Origin of the sequence: Rhizobium sp. P40RR-XXII, assembly GCF_012641405.1 — a bacterium.
GTDB lineage: Bacteria > Pseudomonadota > Alphaproteobacteria > Rhizobiales > Rhizobiaceae > Rhizobium.
In genome coordinates this window covers 46842-68987 of sequence record NZ_JABAII010000012.1, presented here as the reverse complement: position 1 = coordinate 68987, position 22146 = coordinate 46842, and the positions used below count along the sequence as shown (strand labels likewise).

17 protein-coding genes and 1 tRNA gene are annotated in these 22146 nt (G+C 60.3%); 8 read left to right on the top strand and 10 right to left on the bottom strand.

Features of this window, described 5'->3' with window-relative positions:
* Nucleotides 1-246: 246 nt before the first annotated feature.
* Both smpB and dapA read right to left on the bottom strand, forming a co-directional pair.
* Entirely contained in the window at nt 247-726 is a 480-nt protein-coding gene (smpB, locus tag HGP16_RS21775; protein WP_168842081.1) for an SsrA-binding protein SmpB, read from the bottom strand.
* A 134-nt stretch (nt 727-860) separates the two neighbouring features.
* Nucleotides 861-1745, bottom strand: coding sequence for a 4-hydroxy-tetrahydrodipicolinate synthase (gene dapA, locus HGP16_RS21770; RefSeq protein ID WP_168842080.1), 885 nt, complete (start codon nt 1743-1745; stop codon nt 861-863).
* A gap of 217 nt (nt 1746-1962) precedes the next feature.
* Between dapA and HGP16_RS21765 the strand changes: the two genes are divergently transcribed.
* Together HGP16_RS21765 and HGP16_RS21760 are read left to right on the top strand one after the other, a co-directional pair.
* Nucleotides 1963-4014 carry a lytic transglycosylase domain-containing protein gene (locus HGP16_RS21765; RefSeq protein WP_168842079.1) on the top strand — a complete coding sequence of 684 codons (2052 nt, stop codon included), beginning with the start codon at nt 1963-1965 and terminating at the stop codon, nt 4012-4014.
* Between the two features lie 75 nt (nt 4015-4089).
* Entirely contained in the window at nt 4090-4974 is an 885-nt protein-coding gene (locus HGP16_RS21760) for an alpha/beta fold hydrolase (protein WP_168842078.1), read from the top strand.
* Nucleotides 4975-5096: 122 nt separating this feature from the next.
* On the opposite strand, the gene HGP16_RS21755 is transcribed toward HGP16_RS21760, so the two are convergent.
* From HGP16_RS21755 to HGP16_RS21735, 5 genes are all read right to left on the bottom strand, one after another.
* The gene (locus HGP16_RS21755) at nt 5097-6164 is read right to left on the bottom strand and encodes a porin (RefSeq protein ID WP_168842077.1); all 1068 of its coding nucleotides are present in this window, start codon (nt 6162-6164) and stop codon (nt 5097-5099) included.
* A gap of 446 nt (nt 6165-6610) precedes the next feature.
* Nucleotides 6611-7672, bottom strand: coding sequence for a porin (locus HGP16_RS21750; RefSeq protein ID WP_168842076.1), 1062 nt, complete (start codon nt 7670-7672; stop codon nt 6611-6613).
* A gap of 625 nt (nt 7673-8297) precedes the next feature.
* Nucleotides 8298-8387: transfer RNA gene (locus HGP16_RS21745), tRNA-Ser, on the bottom strand.
* Nucleotides 8388-8517: 130 nt separating this feature from the next.
* Nucleotides 8518-9735: an NAD(P)/FAD-dependent oxidoreductase gene (locus HGP16_RS21740; protein WP_168842075.1), complete on the bottom strand. Its 1218-nt coding sequence runs from the start codon at nt 9733-9735 to the stop codon at nt 8518-8520.
* A 139-nt stretch (nt 9736-9874) separates the two neighbouring features.
* The gene (locus HGP16_RS21735; protein ID WP_168842074.1) at nt 9875-10993 is read right to left on the bottom strand and encodes a Gfo/Idh/MocA family protein; all 1119 of its coding nucleotides are present in this window, start codon (nt 10991-10993) and stop codon (nt 9875-9877) included.
* Between the two features lie 232 nt (nt 10994-11225).
* Here HGP16_RS21735 and HGP16_RS21730 point away from each other — a divergent pair, with 232 nt between their 5' ends.
* From HGP16_RS21730 to iolB, 5 genes are all read left to right on the top strand, one after another.
* A complete protein-coding gene (locus HGP16_RS21730; RefSeq protein WP_168842073.1) occupies nt 11226-12098 on the top strand; it encodes a MurR/RpiR family transcriptional regulator in 873 nt (290 codons plus the stop codon).
* 187 nt (nt 12099-12285) lie between these two features.
* Entirely contained in the window at nt 12286-14217 is a 1932-nt protein-coding gene (gene iolC, locus HGP16_RS21725) for a bifunctional 5-dehydro-2-deoxygluconokinase/5-dehydro-2-deoxyphosphogluconate aldolase (RefSeq protein ID WP_168842072.1), read from the top strand.
* Between the two features lie 122 nt (nt 14218-14339).
* A complete protein-coding gene (gene iolD / locus HGP16_RS21720) occupies nt 14340-16190 on the top strand; it encodes a 3D-(3,5/4)-trihydroxycyclohexane-1,2-dione acylhydrolase (decyclizing) (RefSeq protein ID WP_168842071.1) in 1851 nt (616 codons plus the stop codon).
* Nucleotides 16191-16257: 67 nt separating this feature from the next.
* Entirely contained in the window at nt 16258-17175 is a 918-nt protein-coding gene (gene iolE / locus HGP16_RS21715; protein WP_168842070.1) for a myo-inosose-2 dehydratase, read from the top strand.
* A gap of 70 nt (nt 17176-17245) precedes the next feature.
* Complete coding sequence (iolB, locus tag HGP16_RS21710; RefSeq protein ID WP_168842069.1) at nt 17246-18043, top strand: 5-deoxy-glucuronate isomerase; 798 nt, start codon at nt 17246-17248, stop codon at nt 18041-18043.
* Nucleotides 18044-18102: 59 nt separating this feature from the next.
* On the opposite strand, the gene HGP16_RS21705 is transcribed toward iolB, so the two are convergent.
* Nucleotides 18103-19470 carry an MATE family efflux transporter gene (locus HGP16_RS21705; RefSeq protein WP_168842068.1) on the bottom strand — a complete coding sequence of 456 codons (1368 nt, stop codon included), beginning with the start codon at nt 19468-19470 and terminating at the stop codon, nt 18103-18105.
* A 65-nt stretch (nt 19471-19535) separates the two neighbouring features.
* The gene (locus HGP16_RS21700; protein WP_168842067.1) at nt 19536-19973 is read right to left on the bottom strand and encodes a glyoxalase superfamily protein; all 438 of its coding nucleotides are present in this window, start codon (nt 19971-19973) and stop codon (nt 19536-19538) included.
* Nucleotides 19974-20282: 309 nt separating this feature from the next.
* On the opposite strand from HGP16_RS21700, the gene HGP16_RS21695 reads away from it, so the two are divergent.
* Nucleotides 20283-20681 (top strand): PilZ domain-containing protein, encoded by a 399-nt coding sequence (locus tag HGP16_RS21695; RefSeq protein WP_168842066.1) that lies wholly within the window; start codon nt 20283-20285, stop codon nt 20679-20681.
* Nucleotides 20682-20742: 61 nt separating this feature from the next.
* Here HGP16_RS21695 and chrA read toward each other — a convergent pair whose 3' ends face one another.
* Entirely contained in the window at nt 20743-22146 is a 1404-nt protein-coding gene (chrA, locus tag HGP16_RS21690) for a chromate efflux transporter (protein WP_168842065.1), read from the bottom strand.

The window sequence follows — 22146 nt, the reverse complement described above, 5'->3', positions numbered from 1 at the left end:
TGCCGAAGGGTAATTGCGTGCGCGGCGGAAGCGTTTCGTGTTTGACGCGGCCGCCGGCCCTTCGCTGAGGCATCCTGAGCCTGCCGAAGAGGCATTCGTCGCTGCAATCCGCAGTATAGTCGCCGAGGGTAGTTGCGCGCTTGCCGCGGCCACCGGCCCTTCGCTGAGGCTCAGGGCGTTCGTCGCTGCAATCGATTCACTGGATCGATTGCTCGGGCTTTGCCCGATCGCTCCTCACCCTCACCCTCACCGATTGTCCTTGAGCAGACGGCTCTTCTGCCTGTTCCAATCGCGCTCCTTCTCGGACTCGCGCTTGTCATGCAGCTTCTTACCCTTGGCGAGAGCCAATTCCAGCTTGGCGCGGCCTCGGTCGTTGAAATAGATCTTCAACGGCACCAGCGTCATGCCCTCGCGATTGATGGCGGAGCGCAGCCGGCCGATTTCGCGGCTCGAAAGCAGGAGCTTGCGGCGGCGGCGCGGCTCGTGATTAAAGCGGTTCGCCTGTAGATACTCCGGCAGATACGAGTTGATTAGCCAGATCTCGTTGCCTTCATCCGAAGCATAGGATTCAGCAATGTTGGCCTTGCCTTCGCGCAACGACTTGACCTCCGTGCCCATCAGCACGAGCCCTGCCTCATAGGTATCGATGATCTCGTAGTTAAAACGGGCCTTGCGGTTTTCCGCGACGACCTTGTTCACTACACGTTGGCTGCCTTTGGGGGCCATGATTGTTCTTCTTTTCTTGTATCATTCCGGCGGCAGCCTTCGGCGCGCCAAGTTCCTGCACCCTAAATAAGCGAGACCGCCCCCCTTGTGAAGAGAGCGGCCTTGCAGAGAGTTTCGCCGATGCTTGCTATGGGTCAGTTCAGAAGGCCGGCGTGGCGCATGGCCGCATCGATAGCAGCCTCCGTGCCCGGTTCCAAGGTCGACAAAAGCGGCGAACGGACGTTGCGGCTCATGCGACCAAGGCGTGAAAGACCATATTTGGCGCCGCAGAGACCGGGCTCGAGGAAGATCGCCTTGTGCAAAGGCATCAGGCGATCCTGATATTCGAGAGCCTTGGCATAGTCCCCGGCAAGCGTGGCTGCCTGAAATTCGGCACACAGGCGCGGCGCGACATTGGCGGTCACGGAAATGCAACCGATGCCGCCATGGGCGTTGAAGCCGAGCGCCGTGGCATCCTCGCCGGAAAGCTGGCGGAAATCGCGGCCACAGCTGATGCGCTGCTCGGAGACGCGCTCGATCTTGCCCGTCGCATCCTTCACGCCGACGATATTGCCGTAGGTCTTCGCAAGCGCCCCCATCGTCTCCGGCGTCATGTCGACGACCGAGCGGCCCGGAATATTATAGATATAGATCGGCAGCTTAACCACCTCGGCAACGGCGGCGAAATGCGCGTAAAGCCCCTTCTGCGTCGGCTTGTTGTAGTAGGGCGTAACGACCAGAACCGCGTCGGCACCGACGTTTTCGGCATGCTGCGCAAGCTCGATCGCCTCGCGGGTATTGTTCGAACCCGCTCCCGCCATGACCGGAACGCGCTTATTGGCGACTTCGATGCAAAGCTCGACGACCCGCTTGTGCTCGTCATGCGACAGGGTCGGCGATTCCCCCGTCGTGCCCACGGGCACCAAACCCTTGCTACCCTCTTTTATCTGCCAGTCGACATGCGAGGCGAAGGACGCCTCATCCACCTTGCCGGCGTCAGTAAAGGGCGTAACGAGTGCGGGAATGGATCCCTGGAACATGCAAGTCTCCTAGCGGCGCGGCATTCATGCTTCGGCCGCAATCCATGGTTATGAATCCGCGCACCATAAAGCGCCGGCTTGACCGCGACAAGCACGCTTTGGATGGTAGAGGGCAGTTTCCGATATCATAATTGATTGAAATTCGGACCACCGGTAAGGTTTCGTTAATATAGCATTTGGCAAATGGAATGGGACCGTTTGTTTTGTGAGTAGCCGGATGAAGAGACCAGTCATGATCTGGACCGCTGTGGGCTTGGCGGCGGCCTGGGGCGCCGTTGCCTCGCAGCTTCCCGGCCAACAGGCATCTACACGCGCCAGCACCGATCTCGCCATGGCGACGGATCCGATAAGCACAGCCGCGATCCCGCGCAGCGGCGCCATCGCACCGGTGAGCGGAGATCTGAAGGCGGGCCTGGACGCGCTTTCCAACAAGAATCCGATGCAGGCGCTGGCCATTCGCAACAGCATGGGCGACGGCACGCTTGATCGTCATATCCTGACCTGGGCGATTGCCACGTCGGGCCAGCCGGGCATTCCCTCGGGCGAGATTGCCACCGCCGCTCGCGAACTCGTGGGATGGCCGGGGCTCGGCAGCCTGCGCGCCAATTCCGAGCGCGCGCTCTACGACGAAAATCCGGCGACGGATCAGGTTCTCGCCGCCTTCGGCAACTCGCAGCCGGAAACCGTGGAAGGCGCCATCATCCTTTCACGCGCGCTGATGGCGCGCGGCTCATCCGCTCAAGCCGGCAAGCTGATCCGCAAGATCTGGCGCGACGAGCCGCTCGACAAATCTCTCGAGGACAAGATCCTCGCCGAATTCCCGAGCCTGCTGTCTCCCGCCGATCACAATGCGCGCATGGACTATCTGCTTTACCGTGACCAGACTGCGCAGGCCAAACGTTTCGGCGATCTCGGCAAGGCGCAATCGCTCTACAAGGCCTGGGCCGCGGTCAATAACCGCTCGCCGAACGCCGACGCGCTGATAGCAGCCGTCGACGCGCAATGGCGCAAGGATCCCGCCTATCTCTTCATGCGCATCGAAAGCCTACGCCGCCAAAACAAATACGACGACGCGGCCAATCTTCTGGCGCAAATGCCGCGTGACCGCGGCGTGCTCGTCAGCCCCGGCCAATGGTGGAACGAGCAGCGTATCGTCAGCCGCGGCCTGGTGGACCAGGGTGAATTCAAAGCAGCCTATCGCGTTGTCGACGCCAGCGTCGCGGAAAGCCCGCAGGATGTCGGCGAAGCCGAATTCCATGCCGGCTGGTACGCTCTGCGCGGTCTGCAGGACGGCGCAAGCGCGGCAAGCCATTTCCGCAAGATCCTGCTGGTCTCGAACGGGCCGATCTCGCAATCGCGCGCCTGGTATTGGCTCGGCCGCGCAGCCGAAGCGGGCGGCCCGGGTAAGTCAGCCGATTTCTATGCGAAGGCGGCCTCCTATCCGAGCACGTTCTATGGACAGCTTGCCGCCGAGAAGCTCGGCCGCCGCACGCTGAACGTCAGCTATCCCTGCCCCTCGGCTGCCGACCGCCAACGCTTCCAGGAGCGCGAAGCGGTGCAGGCGATCTCGCAGCTCGAGGCGGCAGGGCATGGCTGGCGTGGAGAGGCGCTCTATCGCGCCATGGCAAAACAATTGGAAAGCCCCGGCGAAATCGCCCTGCTGGCGGCTCGAGCCGAGCGCTCCGGTAACCACCAGCTTTCGCTGCAGATCGGCAAGATTGCTTATGGGCGTGGCGTCGACGTGGCGGCACTGGCCTTCCCGATCGGCGTCATTCCGGACAATGCCAATATCTCCGGCTCCGGCAAGGCGCTCGCCTACGCCATTGCCCGCCAGGAAAGCGCCTTCAATCCGGCTGCGGTTTCCTCCGCCAATGCGCGGGGCCTGCTGCAGCTGCTGCCGAAGACGGCAAAGGCGGTTGCCGGCCGGCACGGAATGGCCTACTCCGCCGACAAGCTGACACAGGATGCCGGCTACAACGCCACACTCGGCGCTCATTACCTCGGCGAGCAGATCGATACGTTCGGCGGATCCTACATTCTTACCTTCATCGCCTACAATGCCGGACCGAACAAGGTGCCGGAATGGATCAGCCGCTACGGCGACCCACGCGGCAAGTCGCTCGACGACGTGGTCGACTGGATCGAGCGCATCCCCTTCCCCGAGACCCGGAACTATGTCCAGCGGGTCATGGAAAACTACCAGGTCTACAAGGCGCGGCTCGGACAAAAGGCCGACATCGTGCAGGATCTGGTCAACGGCCGCGGTTAGCCGAGAACCGCAGTTGTGCGTGTCGGAGAAATGCCGTTACATCCCTCGCAATGTCCGAAGCACGAGGGATGATGCATGCGCAGCGACGATGAAAGCGGTTTCCTTGCCAGAACGATACCGGCCGGGGACGGCCTGAAGCTTCATGTGCGGGATTATGCCGGCGCGACACGAAACCGGCCGCCCGTCTTCTGCCTGCCGGGGCTGACACGCAATTCACGCGACTTTCATCAATTGGCGCTGCTTCTCTCGCAGGATTCCCTCGCTCCACACAGGGTGATCACACTCGACGCTCGCGGACGCGGCCTGTCCGAACGGGATCCCGACAAATCCCACTACAATCTCGTCGTCGAAGCGCAGGACGTGCTGGCGGTTTGCGCTGCCCTCGATCTTCGGCAAGCTATCTTCGTCGGCACGTCGCGCGGTGGCCTGGTCCTGCATATGCTTGCGGCCAACCGGCCGGATATCCTGAAAGCGGTCATCTTCAACGATATCGGTCCCATCCTGGAGAAGATCGGGCTGGCGGATATTCGCGACTATCTCAACCGTGACAAGAAACCCGCCAATTGGAGCGAGGCGACCGAAATCCTGCGGGAGAACCATGGCAATGCCTTTACCGCGCTTGGCGAAGAGGACTGGCAGGACATGGCGCGAGCGATCTACGCCTCCGTCGATGGCAAACCCGCTGCCGATTACGACCCCGCCATCGCTGCCCAGATGCAGGCACTCGACCTGGAAGCGCCGATTCCCGACCTGTGGACGCAATTCCAAGGATTTCAGGACATTCCGCTGATGGTGATTCGCGGCGAGAATTCGAAGCTGCTTGCGCAATCCACGACCGATGAGATGGCAAGACGCCATCCAGGCACCATCGTCAAGATCGCCAATGGACAAGGGCATGCCCCAATCCTGCATTTCGGCGATATTCCGGACGCGATCCGGGATTTCATCTCAGGGCTTTGAGGACGAGCCTCAAATCGTTGGACTCTATACGAAACAAGAAGGCCCGGTGGGAGACCGGGCCTTCCCTCTTCCGATCGGAGGTCTGATCGGAAGATCTGTCAAATTCGATTCGGCGAACCGAATTAGAAAGTGCGCTGGAAGCGGAGGATACCAGCCCAGGTATCCTTGTTCACGGCGTCGTAGTTGACGTAGGTCAATTCCGGCTCGATCAACAGGTCCTTGACCGGGTTGAACTTGACGTTCGTCGTCGCGGCGAAAGTCTTCACGTCGTCGTAGGAAAGCTGCAGGTTCCACTTCAGCTTTTCGTTGATCGGAACGCCAACGCCGCCCCAGACAGCCCAGTCACCCCAGCCGAGACCAGCACCGCCGGCACCGGCATACTTGTTGAGCTTGTCGCCATCGGTGTTCCAGCCGCCCATGACGAAAGCGGTGAGAACGCCGAAGTCGGCGTCGACGCGAGCCTTGACGGCGCCTTCTTCAACGATGGAGTCGTAGCCACCGACGACGCGGAACTGCCAGGCGCCGGCCTTGTAGCCAGCACCGGCGACAACGTCCGGAGCGTAGTGGTCGGAGCTGTCTTCGCCGTTTGCACCAGTAGCGCCAGCGCCGGAGTTGGAATCTTCCACCGAGATCACAGCCGTGAAGCCGTTGCCGGCATCATATTTGTAGGTGATCTGGTTCAGTTCGTCGGTACCATTGATACCGTATTCGATCACGTCGTCGTTGATGACGTCGCCGGCATAGCCGAGGAAGGTCGAGTAGACCGAATCAGCCTTACCGACGAGGAAACCACCCAGGCTGATGTTGGCCCAAAGCAGCTTCGTCGTTGTCGCATTGCCGTCATTCCAGTCCCAACGAGCAACGGTATTGGTCTTCAATGGACCGTATTCGGTGTCGGTGGCGGTGTCGAGAGAGAGTTCAGCGCGGGTATGCCAGTAGGTACCACGTGCACCTGCGTCCTGGCCAGCCTTGTAAGCGTTGTACCAGCCACCTTCCGTACGGACGCGGCCGCCGATCTTGAGGCAGGTTTCAGTGCCTGGAATGAAGAAGTAGCCAGCACCGTAAGCGTCGCAGATGCGGACGTATTCGAGCGGCTCCGGCTCAGCAGCGACGATGGCGTCGGCCGCATGAGCACCGGAAACTGCTGCCAGCGCAGCAGCGGAGCCGAGAAGAAGGCTCTTGATGTTCATAGTAACTCCAGTTTCAATATCAATTAGGTATGAGAAATCACGCCGAAAAATCGACGCGCCCTACCCACCTAGTTTTAAAAGTTGACCCCTGATCTGGGAGAACCAAGACAGTAAGTCTTGCTTCCGATCTGGAACCTACAGATCGTTTTTTTCAGAGCAATATCAGAGATAAACTATCAGCAATTGTGACGGGCGTTTCAAAGTGTGCGTTGCACAAAAATCACGTCGCAAAACTGTCATATCGCAGACGCATCAAAAGCCGAATTCTACTCTGGCTCAGCTAAAAAATTCGCCGAATTTAGAGAGCTGTATTTAACGACGGCTGCATGGCGGTAATGGATATAGCATTCTGGTTTGCTAATACTTGCAAACACGAAAAAGCCCGGCCAATGGCCGGGCTTTTCCTTCACCGAAGTGAAAATCGGATAGACCGAGGTCAAATCAGATTAGAAGTTACGCTCGAAGCGCAGGATACCAGCCCACTGGTCCTGATTGATGGAGTCCCAGTTGGTGTAGGAGACTTCCGGCTCGATGAGCAGGTTCTTGACCGGGTTCCACTTGACGTTCGTGGTAGCGGCGAAGATCTTCGAGTCGGTGTAGGCGAGCTGCAGGTTCCACTTCAGCTTTTCGTTGATCGGAACGCCAACGCCGCCCCAGACAGCCCAGTCGCCCCAGCCGATGCCGGAGGCAGAGCCACCGCCGCCAGCGCCAGCGTACTTGTTGAGCTTGTCGCCGTCGGTGTTCCAGCCGCCCATCAAGAAGGCCGAGAATGCGCCGAAGTCGGCGTCAACGCGAGCCTTGACAGCGCCTTCTTCAACGATCGAGTCGTAGCCGCCGACGACCTTGAAGCCCCATGCGCCGGCCTTGTAGCCAACACCTGCGACAACGTCAGGAGCGTAGTGATCGGAGCTGTCTTCGCCGTTGGAGCCCGTAGCACCCGAACCGGAGTTGCTGTCTTCGAGCGAGATCACAGCCGTGAAGCCGTTGCCAGCGTCGTAGTTGTAGGTGATCTGGTTCAGTTCGTACGGGCCGTCATAGACCACGTCGTCGTTGATGACGTCGCCGGCATAACCGGTGAACTGGTTGAACTGCGAGTCCGTCTTACCAACCGTGAAGCCACCGAGGCTGATGTAAGCCCAGAGCAGGTTGGTGGACGTTGCGTTGCCGTCGTTCCAGTCCCAACGGATGATGGTTTCCGTCTTCAGCGGACCGTATTCGGTGTCGGTCGCGGTGTTGACGTTCAACTCAGCACGAGTGTGCCAGATCGTACCATCGCGTGCATCGGGATTGTAGGCATCGTACCACTTGCCTTCGGTACGAACCTTACCGCCGATCTTGAGGCAGGTTTCCGTGCCCGGGATGAAGAAGTAACCAGCACCGTAAGCGTCGCAGATGCGGACGTATTCGAGCGGCTCCGGCTCAGCAGCGACGATAGCGTCAGCCGCGTGAGCACCGGAAACTGCTACGAGTGCAGCAGCGGAGCCGAGAAGAAGGCTCTTGATGTTCATATTGACCTCCAGTCAAAGTTTATGTCGAGAATGAGAGCTACCCGAAGGTATTCCCTGTCCCATTCTCGCGTTTCAAGAAGTGGACGATCAATCGCCCTCGCTTCCGAGAGTGAAAATACAAGACGTGCTCTGTCACGCAATCGACATCTTCTCCGAAAGGGGGATTTGCGTGAACCTTCCGCAAGTCCTGTTGCCGAAAGGACACAAGTTGGCAACACGGCCGCCACATAGATTTAGACTTCGTTAAGAAATCCTTTAATCTACGGGTACTTAGGCGGCACATGATTAAAGAGGCCCGCGATATGCAAACGGGCAGCAAAATGGCCAATCCGCGGCGATTTCGGGATCTCCACGACAACAGGCAAGTCATCTGCGCCATTTCAGGCGACGACTTCCGGTAGTGCGGTGGACAAGCCTTGCTTGCAGCCGTCCCAAATCGAAGCAGGCGCTCAAACGATTCTCACCGTTCGATTCGCAGCCGGGCGGCGCGGCACCTGCAATAGTCCGGAGAGGCTCCGGGCCAGAGGCCGGATATCGGCGACCGAATCAAGGAACGCTCCGTACTCCAGGGGGGAAGCGGCCCATTTGCGGGACTAACGGCGATCACTGCTTGATATTTGGGAAATGGCGGAGAAGATGGGATTCGAACCCACGATACCATTTCTGGTATACTCCCTTAGCAGGGGAGCGCCTTCGACCACTCGGCCACCTCTCCGGTGCGGCCCTGATAGGGCCATTCATTTATCGACGCAAGCGCTTTTTCGCCTTCGGCTGCGTTCTTTTCCGAGATTCGGCAACAGCCGGTTGTCGGCCGGAAGGCGGTCCGTCCGACTTGAAAACTCATATCAGGCCAATAGCTGCTTCAAATCGGCCGCCGGGTCTGCAAGGATCGCCTTGGACGGATTGGCGCCGCCTTCCAGGAGCTTTTTGCCCGTCACATAAGCCTTTGCATCGTTTATCGCATCGACGGCGATGAAGCGGCCCTGCTTGAAATACCATATCGAAGCCGCACCCTCGCGAGTGCCGGGGCGCAGAAGCGTCTCGTCGTAACCCAGGTTGAAACCGGCAATCTGCAGCTTGACGTCATATTGATCCGACCAGAACCAAGGTTTCGGATCATAGGCTTTGTCGCCGCCGGCGATGATTTCGGCGGCGGCCTCCGCCTGGTCGACCGCGTTCTGCACCGATTCGAGGCGGATTCGCCCGTCCTCCCACGGCAGCTCGACGCAATCGCCCATGGCGAAGATATAGGGGTCGGAGGTGCGGGCAAACGAATCGACGACGATGCCGTTGCCAACCTCGAGACCAGCCTCCTTGGCCAGCCTGTCATTCGGGGCGACGCCGATACCGACGACGACGAAATCGACATCGATCGTCGAGCCGTCGGAAAGTTCCGCGGCAGCAACATGGCCATTGCGGCCGACAAGCTGCTTCAATCCGGTCTTCTCGCGAATGACAACATCATGCTTCTGATGAATGGCCCGGAAAATATCGGCCGTTTCCTTGGCGGCGACACGCTGCAGGATCCTGTCGCCCATCTCGATGAGGGTCACTTCGAGGCCGCGATGGCGTGCGACCGCGGCCGCTTCGAGCCCGATATATCCGCCGCCGATGATAAGCACCCGGCGTCCGGGGCGCATCTCGCCGGCAAGGAGGTCGGCATCGCGCTTATCACGAGCGAGATAGACGCCCTCCAGCGCACCGCCAACGGATGGCGGCAGGTGGCGCGGCGTCGCGCCCGTTGCCAGTGCCAATATCTCGTAATCCAGTCTCGATCCGTCCTGCATGATGATCTGCTTTGCAGCGCGATCGATCTGCTCGACCCAGGTCGACACGCGGATATCGACATTGTTGTCGGCATACCAATGTTCGGGCCGGAACAGCAGGCGATCGAAGATCATCTCGCCGAGCAGGTACTTCTTGGTCAGTGGCGGCCGCTGGTAGGGAAGGTTTTCCTCGGCGCCAACGATGGTGATCGGCCTCGAATCACCCAGTCCTCGCAATTTGGCCGCGAGCGCGAAACCCGCCTGCCCGGCCCCGACTATGACCAATCTGCCCGTCACGATCCGCACTCCATGTTATTATAGCGATCCTCCGTGCAACACGGGGATGCCTATGGACTTCAGGGGTAACGCCTGCATCCGCAAGCGTCAATCATAGCTGACCCTGCACCCCGGATCGGGAGAAAATTAGGCCAAATGCTCAGCTCTCGATTTCCACCCAGCACCGCTCGTGGAAGGATTGCGCCATGGCATGCACCGATTTCTCGATGCGAAGACCATCTTTGAAAGCCACGACCGACGCAGCCTCGCCTGATATGGCGCGGATCAGCTCGCGGCATTCGATGATCTTCAGATCATTGAAGCCGAGGCCGTGTCCGGGTGCCGGGATGAAGCGGTCATAAGGCTTGTGGGCGGGTGCGGCCAGCACCTTGCGGAAGCCCTGCTCGCTATCCCTGCCCTCGGCCTGATAGATCTCGAATTCGTTCATGCGTTCCTGATCGTAGGAGATCGAACCCTTGGAGCCGAAGATCTGCAGGGCTATCCGCCCCTTGCGGCCCCAGGCCGAGCGATTGGCCATGAGAACGGCGGAAATGCCGCCGCCAAGCCGAATCAGCACATTCGCAAGATCATGATTTTCGACGGCGCGGCTGCCGCCATCCTTCAGCGGCCGCTCGGCATAGGGCTTCATCATATCGGTAATGACGGCCTCCACATGGCCGAACAGGAACCAAAGCAGCGAAAGCGGATGCACCGCAAAATCGTCGAGAGCGCCGTAGCCGGAGGCAAGCTCGCTCTTCCAGTAGAAAAGGCCGTTCGGATCGGCCATGAAATCCTCGTCCATTTCGACGCGGACGTGATTGACTGCGCCGATCGCCCCCTCCGCGATCAACGACCTGATGTGCCGCATCACCGGGTTCTGGATATAATTGTAGCCCAGGATGGCGACCTTGCCGGAGGTCTTGGCCGCGGCCAGCATGCGCTCGGCATCGCCGTAGGACGGCGCCATTGGCTTTTCGCACCAGACATGCTTGCCGGCTTCAAGCGCCGCGATCGCCATTTCCGGGTGGAACTGATTGGGCGTCGTGACGGAGACGACGTCGACGTCCGGGTCCGCAATGAGGTCTCGCCAGTCCGCGGTTGCCATTTCGAAGCCGAATTCATCGCCCCTCGCCCTTGCCAGATCGGCATTGGCCTCGGCCAGATGCACCAGGCGCGGCCGCGCGACATCGCCGAACACGGTTTTCACCGCATTCCATGCCAGTGCATGGCATTTGCCCATATAGCCGGTCCCGATCAATCCAACGCCCAACGGCTTCATTTGGCCTTCCTCCTCAAACTGCTCCCGAAGTCGAGGGATTTTTGGAATATTTAGACCGTTTTGACAAGCGTGATCATAGGCTCGAAACTCTCGCCAGAGTGTTAGACCCATATTTATCCATTTAAAAGCATGTACTTAAAATATTTCGTGCCGAACGAATCAAAATCCGGTATCGTTACAAATATGGAATATTTGTTTCATTGTCGGTGTTGGGGGAGCTTGAGGACGGCGCATGGACAATAATATCGAGGCCCCGACGAGGGTTCCGCGCGACTTCGAAAGCCTGCGCAGCATCATCATCGAGCGCAAGAACGCCATGCCGAAGCGTCTCGCGCAGGTCGCCGCCTTCGCGCTTGGCAATCCCGACGAAGTCGCCTTCGGCACGACGGCCAGCATTGCCGCTGCCGCCGAGGTTCAACCTTCCACGCTGGTACGACTTGCTCATCACCTCGGCTACGAGGGTTTCTCCGACCTGCAGAGCATCTTTCGCGAAAGACTGCGCGATCGCACCCTAAGCTACGAAGAACGGCTGGTGACGCTGGAACGCTCCGGCATTCAGGACGAGGAGGCCGGCATTCTCTCCGGCTTCCTGTCCGCCGCAAGCCAGTCCATCAACAAGCTCGCCGCAACCATCGAGACGGACCGTTTCGCCAAGGCAGTGGATGTCCTAGCCGCGGCCGAGACGATCTATCTCATCGCCAAGCGCCGCTCCTATCCGCTGACGGCACATATGACCTATGCCTTTTCCAAGCTGAACATCCGCCACCAGATCGTCGCCTCACCCAACGGCATCGACGGCGAGATTGCCCGTTTTGCTACGGAGAAGGACGCAGCGATCGCCGCGAGCTTTTCGCCATACGCCGCCGACAGTCTGGCGCAGGCCCAGGATCTCGCGGCACGCAATGTGCCCGTCATCGCCATCACCGATTCGGCCTTTTCCCCGCTCACCGCCTGCGCGACCCATTGGTTCGAAGTGGCCGAGTCCGATTTTGCCGGCTTCCGCTCGTTATCGGCATCGATGGCGCTGATCATGGCCTTTCCGGTCGCCATTGCCGAACGCCGGCGAAAAGGCGCAATAAAATCCGATAAAACGAAAATGGAATAAACATTCCGAATTGACAAAATCTCGGAACCAATGTTTCACTACGACCAAGATCACGGCCACGGGAGATGGTCGCCCGATCCATCGCAACCGGGACGAAACGAACACCGGCACTTTCAATAACGCATGATCTCGGCGCAGGCTGCAGGCTATAGAGCGAAAGAGGTCATGCCCCCGACGGGAGGACATCATGGCACACGACAATCCTGGCGCTCAGCCGGAAGCAAAACTCGATGTGATCACCATCGGCCGTTCCTCTGTCGATCTTTACGGCCAGCAGATCGGCTCGCGCCTTGAGGACATCGCCTCCTTCGCCAAATCGGTCGGCGGCTGCCCCGCCAATATCGCCATCGGCACGGCGCGGTTGGGGCTGAAATCCGGCCTCATCACCCGCGTCGGCGACGAGCAGATGGGTCGCTTCATCCGCGAACAGGCGGCGCGCGAAGGTGTGGCCGTCGATGGGATCGCAACAGACAAGGAGCGCCTGACGGCACTCGTGCTGTTGGCAGTCGAGGCGGAGGGCGTCTCGCCGATGATCTTCTACCGGTCCGACTGCGCCGACATGGCGCTGAACGAAGACGATATCGACGAAAATTTCATCAAGTCCTCCAAGGCGGTCCTGGTTTCCGGCACGCATTTTTCCAAGCCGAATACCGAAGCGGCGCAACGCAAGGCGATCCGCATCGCCAAGGCTGCCGGCCGCAAGGTGATCTTCGACATCGACTACCGGCCAAATCTATGGGGTCTTGCCGGCCATGCCGAGGGCTTCGAGCGCTATGTGAAGTCGGATCGCGTTTCCTCGAAGATGAGGGAGACGCTGCCGGATTGCGATCTGATCATCGGCACGGAAGAGGAGATCATGATCGGCTCGGGCGTCGACAACGTGCTCGGCGCGCTCAAGGAAATCCGCCGCCTCTCTCCGGCGACCATTGTGCTCAAGCGCGGCGCCATGGGCTGCATCGTCTATGACGGCCCGATCGCCGACGATCTCGAAGCCGGCATTGTCGGCCAGGGCTTCCCGATCGAAGTGTTCAATGTTCTCGGCGCGGGCGATGCGTTCATGTCCGGCTTCCTGCGCGGCTATCTGCGCGGCGAACCGCTGAAGACCTGCGCCACCTGGGCAAATGCCTGCGGCGCCTTTGCCGTTTCCCGCCTGCTCTGCTCGCCGGAATATCCGACCTGGACCGAGCTCGACTTCTTCCTGAAGACAGGCAGCAAGCACCGGGCACTGCGCAAGGACGAGGCGATCAACCACATTCATTGGGCGACGACCCGGCGCGGCGACATCCCGTTGCTGATGGCGCTCGCCATCGACCACCGGTCGCAGCTCGTCGGCGTCGCCGATGAACTGGGCGTCGGCCACGACAGGATCGTCGCCTTCAAGCGGCTTGCCGTCGAGGCGGCGGGGCGGGTGGCCGGCGGCCGCTCAGGCTATGGCATGCTGATCGACGAACGCTTCGGGCGCGACGCCTTCTTCGATGCCGCGACCAAGAATTTCTCGTGGATCGGACGACCGGTCGAGCTGCCGGGATCGAAGCCGCTGAAATTCGAGTTCAGCCAGGACATCGGCTCACAGCTCGTGGAATGGCCGCTTCATCATTGCATCAAATGCCTGTGCTTCTATCATCCGGACGATCCGAAGGAGCTGAAGGCGGAGCAGCAGGAGAAGTTGCGCACCCTATTCGAAGCCGCACGCAAGGTCGGCCGCGAGCTTCTCGTCGAAATCATCGCCGGCAAGAACGGGCCGCTGACCGACGACACGATCCCGACGGCGATGGAAGAGCTCTACGCGCTCGGGATCAAGCCGGACTGGTGGAAGCTGGAACCGCAGGAATCGACCGCCGCCTGGAAAAAAATCGATGCCGTGATCGCCAAAAATGATCCATGGTGCCGTGGTATCGTGCTGCTTGGACTGGAGGCTCCGGCGGAGGAATTGATCCGAAGCTTCGAGGCGACGCTGGCCGCGCCCTCGGTCAAGGGTTTCGCCGTCGGGCGGACCATCTTCTCCGATGCGGCCCGCGCATGGCTATCGGGCGGCATGAACGACGAGGAAGCGATTGCCGACATGGCCGGCCGTTTCCGGCAATTGACACAAGCGTGGCTCAAAACCCGCGGTCTGTGAAATTCCAGAGCGGTTCAGTTTTCACAGAAGCTCTGAACCGCTCTATATCTTTTTTCGCAATTCCGGACGGAAAACCGCTACGCACTTTTCCTGGAATTGCTCTAGCATTTGGGAGGCGCCCGATGGGCAAGACGATCCGATTGACGATGGCACAGGCCGTCGCGCATTTCCTCAAGAAGCAGATGACCATCATCGATGGACAGAAGCAGCCGATCTTCGGCGGCGTCTGGGCGATCTTCGGCCACGGCAACGTCGCCGGCATGGGCGAGGCGCTCTATCAGGTGCGCGAGGAGCTGCCGACCTTCCGCGCTCACAATGAGCAGGGCATGGCCCATGCCGCCGTCGCCTATGCCAAGGCAAGCTTCCGTCAGCGTTTCATGGCCTGCACGACGTCCATCGGCCCCGGCGCGCTGAACATGGTGACGGCGGCCGGCGTAGCACATGTCAACCGCATTCCCGTCCTGTTCCTGCCCGGCGACGTTTTCGCCAACCGCGCGCCGGATCCGGTGCTGCAGCAGATCGAGGATTTCGGTGACGGTACCGTCTCCGCCAACGATGCCTTCCGCCCGGTCTCCCGCTATTTCGACCGCATTACCCGCCCCGAACAGATCATGACGGCGCTGAAGCGCGCCATGCAGGTGCTGACCGATCCGCTCGATTGCGGCCCGGTGACGCTTTCGCTCTGCCAGGACGTGCAGGCCGAAGCCTTCGATTATCCGGAAAGCTTCTTCGAGGAGCATGTCTGGGTGCCGCGCCGTCCGCAGCCGGATGCAGACGAACTTGCCAATGCCATTGCATTGATCCGCCGCTCCGAAAAGCCGGTCATTCTTGCCGGCGGCGGCGTGCTCTATTCGCAGGCAACGAAGGAACTGGTCGCTTTTGCCGAAGCTCATGGTATTCCCGTCGTTGTCACGCAGGCCGGCAAATCGGCCATCGACGAGACGCATCCCCTCGCGCTCGGCTCTGTCGGCGTGACGGGCACATCGGCGGCCAATGCCATTGCCGAGGAGACCGATCTGGTGATCGCTGTGGGAACCCGCTGCCAGGATTTCACCACCGGCTCCTGGGCGCTGTTCAAGAATGAAAAGCTGGCCATGATCGGCCTCAATATCGCGGCCTATGACGCCCTCAAGCACAATAGTCACCCTCTGGTGACGGATGCGCGCGAGGGGCTGAAGGCGCTTTCCGCCGGCCTGACGGGTTGGCGCGCGCCGGCATCGCTCGCCGAAAAGGCAACGCGAGAAAAGCAGGTCTGGATGGAGGCGGCCGCCAAGGCGATGGCAACCACGAACGCCGCTCTGCCCTCCGACGCCCAGGTCATCGGCGCCGTCACCCGCACGCTCGGCGGCAAGGACAGCATTCTCGTTTGCGCTGCCGGCGGCCTGCCCGGCGAGTTGCACAAGCTCTGGCCGGCGACCGCACCGGGCAGCTACCACATGGAATATGGCTTCTCCTGCATGGGCTATGAGATTGCCGGCGGCCTCGGCGTCAAGATGGCGCGGCCGGAGAAGGATGTCGTCGTCATGGTCGGCGACGGCTCCTATATGATGATGAATTCCGAACTGGCGACCTCTGTCATGCTCGGCCTGAAGATCACCATCGTCCTGCTCGACAACCGCGGCTATGGCTGCATCAACCGCCTGCAGATGGCGACCGGCGGCGCGAACTTCAACAACCTCTTGAAGGACTCGCACTTCGAAGTGATGCCGGAGATCGACTTCCGGGCGCATGCGGCCAGCATGGGTGCGATTGCCGTGAAGGTCGCTTCCATCGCCGAGCTGGAACAGACCATCGAAGCATCGAAGAAGAACGACCGCAGCTCGGTCATCGTCATCGACACCGATCCGCTGATCACAACGGACGAAGGCGGCCATTGGTGGGATGTCGCCGTTCCCGAGGTCAGCCCGCGCGCCGAGGTCAACAAGGCCCGCGCCGCCTATGAAAAGGCCCGCGCCGCCCAGCGCATCGGCTGATTGATTTCCGTCCTATTTCTGGGGGAGCGTTTCGGCTCCTCCAATAGCTTTTTCAAGGAGACCATTGATGAAGGCCAAACTCGGCATGTCGCCCATCGCCTGGTGGAACGACGATCTTCCTGAGCTTAGCGACGACGTATCCCTCGAGGAATGCCTGCGGCAATCGCGTGGCGCCGGCTTCACCGGCATGGAACAAGGCCGGCGCTTCCCCAGCAACCCCGATGAAATGCTGCCGATCCTGCGCGCCGCCGATGTGACTCTTTGCGGCGGCTGGTTCTCGGGCACGCTCGTCAACGAGGAGCTGGCAGCCAACAAGGACCGCATCGCGCCGATGATCGAACTGTTCAAGGCCGTCAGCGCGCCTTGCATCGTCTATGGCGAAGTCGGCCGCTCCATTCAGGGCGACCGCTCCAAGCCACTCGCCACCAAGCCGCGTCTTTCAGATGACGAGATGAAGGCCTATGCCCGCCGCGTCACTGAGTTCGGCGAATGGTGTGCAGACCAGGGCATGCCGCTTTCCTATCACCATCATATGGCAGCCGTGGTCGAAACCGAGCCGGAACTCGATGCCTTCATGCGCAATTCCGGCGAAGGCATTCCGCTGCTGCTCGATGCCGGCCATCTCGCCTTTGCCGGTGGCGACGTTCTGCGCGCCATCGACAACCACCATGCCCGTATCAACCATGTCCACGTCAAGGATATCCGCAAGCCTGTCGTCGATGGGCTGGATCGCAGCAGGCAGTCCTTTCTCGATGCCGTCGCGCTTGGTGCGTTCACGGTGCCGGGCGACGGCTCGCTCGATTTCGGCGCCATCGTCAAGCGCTTCGCCGATTACGGCTATGAAGGCTGGTTCGTGGTCGAGGCCGAGCAGGACCCGCGCAAGGCGCCGCCACAGAAGATGGCCGAGGTCGGCCATGCCGAACTGATGCGCGTCATGACGGCAGCGGGTTACACGGTGGAAACCGAAGGCTTTCCCAAGGGATAGCTAGAGACGAGCGCCCTCGCCTATCGGAAGATGGCGAGGGACGTTTTTCCAAGCAATGGAGGAAGAACCTATGCCAAATCTCAAGGTCAAACCTGACGGCTCCCATGGCCGCGTTACTCACGTCACGCCCGAAAGCGCCGGCTGGACCTATGTCGGCTTCGATCTCCATCGCCTGAAGCCGGGCGAAACGGCCTCCGCCGAGACCGGTGGTCGCGAGGTTTGCCTCGTATGGGTCAGCGGCAAGGGAAGCGCCAAGGCGGGTACGAAGGATTTCGGCTCGCTCGGCGGGCGCATGAGTCCCTTCGAGGGCGCCCCCCACGCGCTCTATATTCCAGCCGGCTCGAACTGGTCGGTGACCGCCGAGACCAATCTGGAACTGGCCGTCTGCTCGGCCCCGGGCGGCGGCTCCTATGAAGCCCGCGCCATTCCTCCGGGCACGCATCCGGCGCTAACGCGCGGCAAGGGCACCAATGTCCGCCACGTCAACAACATCATGCCGGAAGACGATGGCGCGGCGCATTCGCTGTTGGTCGTAGAGGTGATCACGCCGGGCGGGCACACCTCCTCCTATCCTCCCCACAAGCACGATCAGGATGATCTCCCGAACGAAAGCTTCTTGGAGGAGACCTATTATCATCGCCTAAACCCGCCGCAGGGCTTCGGCTTCCAGCGTGTCTATACCGACGACCGGTCGCTGGACGAAGTCATGGTGCTGGAGGATGGCGATGTGACGCTGGTACCGAAAGGGTATCACCCTTGCGCCGCCTGCCACGGCTACGATCTCTACTATCTCAACGTCATGGCCGGCCCGAAGCGCATCTGGAAATTCCACAATGCCGTCGAGCATGAATGGCTGCTCAAGTCCTGAGTGACACCGACATAAGCTCAAACGGAAAGGCCGCGCTCGAAAACGCGGCCTTTCTCGTTTCACGCGGGCATCAGGCCATAGCGCCACTTCCGATCCCTGGCGTTGCGCGACAGTACAAGCCAGGTGAGCAGGATCATCCCCGCTTCCGCAAAGATCGGCGTCATCCAGATTCCCCGCTCGCCGAAGACGAGCGGCAAGAGGAACGTCAGCGGCAAGGTGAACAGATAGGGCCGTGACAGGCCGAAGATCGCGCCGCGCTTGGCGTCACCGATCGACTGGAAATAGGATGACAGGATGATTGCCTGGCCGAAGAGAAAGTAGGCGCCGATCGTCCAGGGCAGGATGCGACCGACTTCCTCGATGATCACCGGATCGGCCACGAAGATCGACCCCAGGTGTTCCGCCAGCAGCTCGACGATGAACTCGACGGCGGCGCAATAGACCAGAGCCGAGATCATGGCGATGACAACGCTGTGGCCGACACGCGCCGGAAGCGCGGCGCCGTGATTATGGCCTGAAATGGTCTGCAGCGCGATGCTGAGGCCCAGAAGCGGCAGATAGGCGAAGGTCATCACGCGAGTGACGATCCCATAGGCGCCGACGGTCGCGACATAGTCCCCTTCGTGCCAGATCGACAGGTTGAAGAGGATCGCCGCCGAACTCAGCGAAATGCCGATGAAGCCGAGGCTCATCGGTGCGCCGAAGGCAAAGATGCCACGCCACTCGCGCATGTGCGGCCTCATATCGAACGAAAGCGCGCCGGGGCGACGCAGGCGATAGCCTACGACGATCGCCAGGCAGATGAATTGCGCCATGATCGAGCCGCCGGCGGAGCCGACCACGCCCCAGTGCGCAACGGCCATCAGCAGCCAGTTTGCCAGGATGTTGAGCAGCGTCGAGGCAAGCGTCACCAGCGTCATGAAGCCGAGCTTTCCTTCGCAACGCAGCCCGTCGAGATGGATCGAAAGAAAGAAGCTGATCGGCGCGAAGGCGACCATGACGCCCATGAAGGCCTCGGCGCTGCGGGCAACATCGGCGTTTCCCGCCGCTACCACGGCAATGAACTGCCGGCCTGCGAGCCAGTAGACGAGGTTGATCGCCACCACGACGGCAAGCGCCAGCGTATGGGCGCTGGTAAACACGGACTTCGCGGCGTCGCGATTTCCGGCACCGAGGCGGCGCGCGAGAATGCTCGCCATGCCGTTCGAAACCAGCGTCTGCAGCGCGATCAGCAGCATGAGCGCGGGAAAAATGAGGCTGACCGCGGACAGCGCGCCAGCCCCGACATAGACGCCAAGGAAATAGGCGTCGACGACGGCAAAGAGGCCGTTGACCGTGGTGATGACGATGATCGGCGCGGCGGTTTTGGCAAAGACGCCAGGCAGCCAGCCGGTGAGGAACATATTGGTTTCAGTACTGTGCGTCATGGGGGAATCCGAACGGGAATGCTCGCTATCGGCGGAGATAGCGGCCTGTCGATGAAAGATGAATATCAGATGTCGAGAACCAGATGGGGCACGCCGTTCGATGTCTTGCGCGGCGAAATGCCGTCGGCATCGACCTGGGCGTTGATGCGCTGGCGGAATGCCGAGAAGCTCTCGAACTCCACCACATCGACCGGTTCGTCGAAATGGATAGTGATCTTGTAGAGCCCGCCAGATTTCGCCGACATCGCCAGAACCTTCCCCGTGAAGGGCTTGTTCAGATAGCGCCCGCGAATGGCGGAGCCGACATCGAAGGGCGCATCCGGCCCGTCATTCGGTTTTGCCGCAAGCGCCGACAGCGTGTTCCAGTCGCGCAGCCCATGCTGCTTGGCGATGAGTTCCAGCGCCGTGCTGTGGCTCATGTCGTTGCCGCGCTCGGCCATGGCCTGACGCAGACGTCGGGCCTGAGCTTTCAATTCATCTATGGACGGATAAGTCGTCGTCATAGGATCAGCCTTTGCTAAGGCACGCAATTACGACCGTGAAACGGGGCTCGCATTACCGTCAGTCAGCATGCCCTATATGGCTGTGACCAAAATTGCGAGGACTTCACCTTGGATTTTCATCCGCGAGCGGCAGGCGCCTCGAACCGTCAATCCGTATGATCGAAGCGGGATTTGCTGTCAAGATGCGTTCAAATCGAGACAAAAGACGAACCCGTTAAAATTCTACCAATGGAATTGACGCTTCCGCAAAATCTCCGTGCAAGGTTCGTGTCGTAACCGAGATGAATTCGGTCTGTTCTTCAACAGGGAATGACAATGCTTCGCGCAACCCATCTGGCGAAAGTCAAATCCGAGGTCTACGAACGAAGCTGGGAACGTTTCTACGTTCAGAGGCCGGCGCGTCTCGTGGCGGTTCGTCCCTGTCTGACCGGCATTTCCGTGCGCAGCGCTGAGATCACCGACATCTCGCGCGGCGGCGCCAGCTTTACCGTCGCCACGACCGTCGGGCTGCCGAGCCACTACTATCTGAACATTCTCGGTCTCGCCTACCGCATCGCCTGCGCCGAGGTGAGCCGCAACGAAAACCGCGTCCATGTCCGCTTCATCAACCTGATCGAACCGGAAACGCTGCGCCGCGTCGTGCGCGCCGATTTCATGATCGGCAATGCCGAAGCGCTGGCTGCGCGTGGCAAGAGGCAATCGGTATAAATTCTGCAAGACCTGAGAATGCCGCCGATGGCTGCATTCGACTTTAAGCGGATATTAGAACCTAGATCGTCGATCCAAGAGTCCATAGAATTCCGCCCAATGCACACAGGCCGAGCGTCGGAACCACGGATATCTTCGCCCTGAGCAACAAGATGACTGCGGCGACCGTGAGAACAAGGGATGCCGTGTCGATGGAGAAGAATTCGGGCACTTCGACGACCAGCGGACCGAAGACGTGCTCATCGACCTGACGGAAGAGTACGTGGAGTGCCAACCAGATCGCAAGATTGAGAATGACCCCCACGACCGCGGCCGTGATCGCCGACATCGCGCCCGTCAAGGCGAGATTGCCACGCATTTTTTCGATGAACGGTGCGCCAAGGAATATCCAGACAAAACTGGGCAGGAACGTCACCCAAGTGGTTAGTATCGCTGCGAATGTTGCCGCGGTCATCGGATTGAGCGCGCCAGGCTCGCGAAATGCCGCCATGAAGCCGACGAACTGCACGACCATGATCAGCGGGCCTGGTGTGGTCTCCGCCATGCCGAGGCCGTCCAGCATCTCGCCAGGCTTCAGCCAACCGAAATTCTGAACTGCTTCCTGAGCCACATAGGCAAGGACGGCATAAGCTCCGCCGAACGTGACAACCGCCATCTGGCTGAAGAACACCGCGATCCTTGAGAACACGTTATCCGCGCCGAGGGTGATCAGCAGGGTCGCCACCGGAAGAAGCCAAAGCGCTACCAATATGGCTGAAATCTTCATGGACCATGTGAGGTTCGGATGCGCATGAAAAGGCGTTCCCTCCCCCAGCAGCGAATCCTTGTCGTCGAGAGCCGCGCCCGCACCTGCCTTGTGCCCGCCGCCAAGCTTGAACAATGCTGATCCGGACCGTCCGGCGAGAAATCCGACAAGGGCGGCTGCAAGAATGATCAGCGGGAACGGAACCCGGAAGAAGAAGATCGCGACGAAGGCAATGCCGGCAATTGCCAACATCACGCCGTTCTTCAATGCTCGGCTTCCAATACGGAAGACGGCCTGTAGAACGACGGCGAGTACCGCCGCCTTCAGGCCGAAGAAGAGTCCCTCGATGAAGGTGACGTTGCCGAAAGCTGCATAGATGTAACTCAGCACCAGGATCGAGACGAAACCCGGAAGCACAAAGAAAACCCCGGCAATAAGGCCACCAACCGTCCGGTGCATTAGCCAGCCGATATAGATCGCGAGCTGGTGTGCCTCCGGCCCCGGCAGAAGCATGCAGTAGCTCAAAGCGTGGAGAAACCTGTGTTCGCCGATCCAGCGCTTCTCGTCGACGACGATGCGGTGCATGACGGCTATTTGCCCGGCGGGACCGCCGAAGCTCAGCGCCGCCACTCTCGCCCAGACCTTGGTCGCCTCCGCAAGGGAAACGCCGTGCGAAGTCGCACTCGCCGGAGCGCTGCCTTCTTTGACGAACTCCGTCAT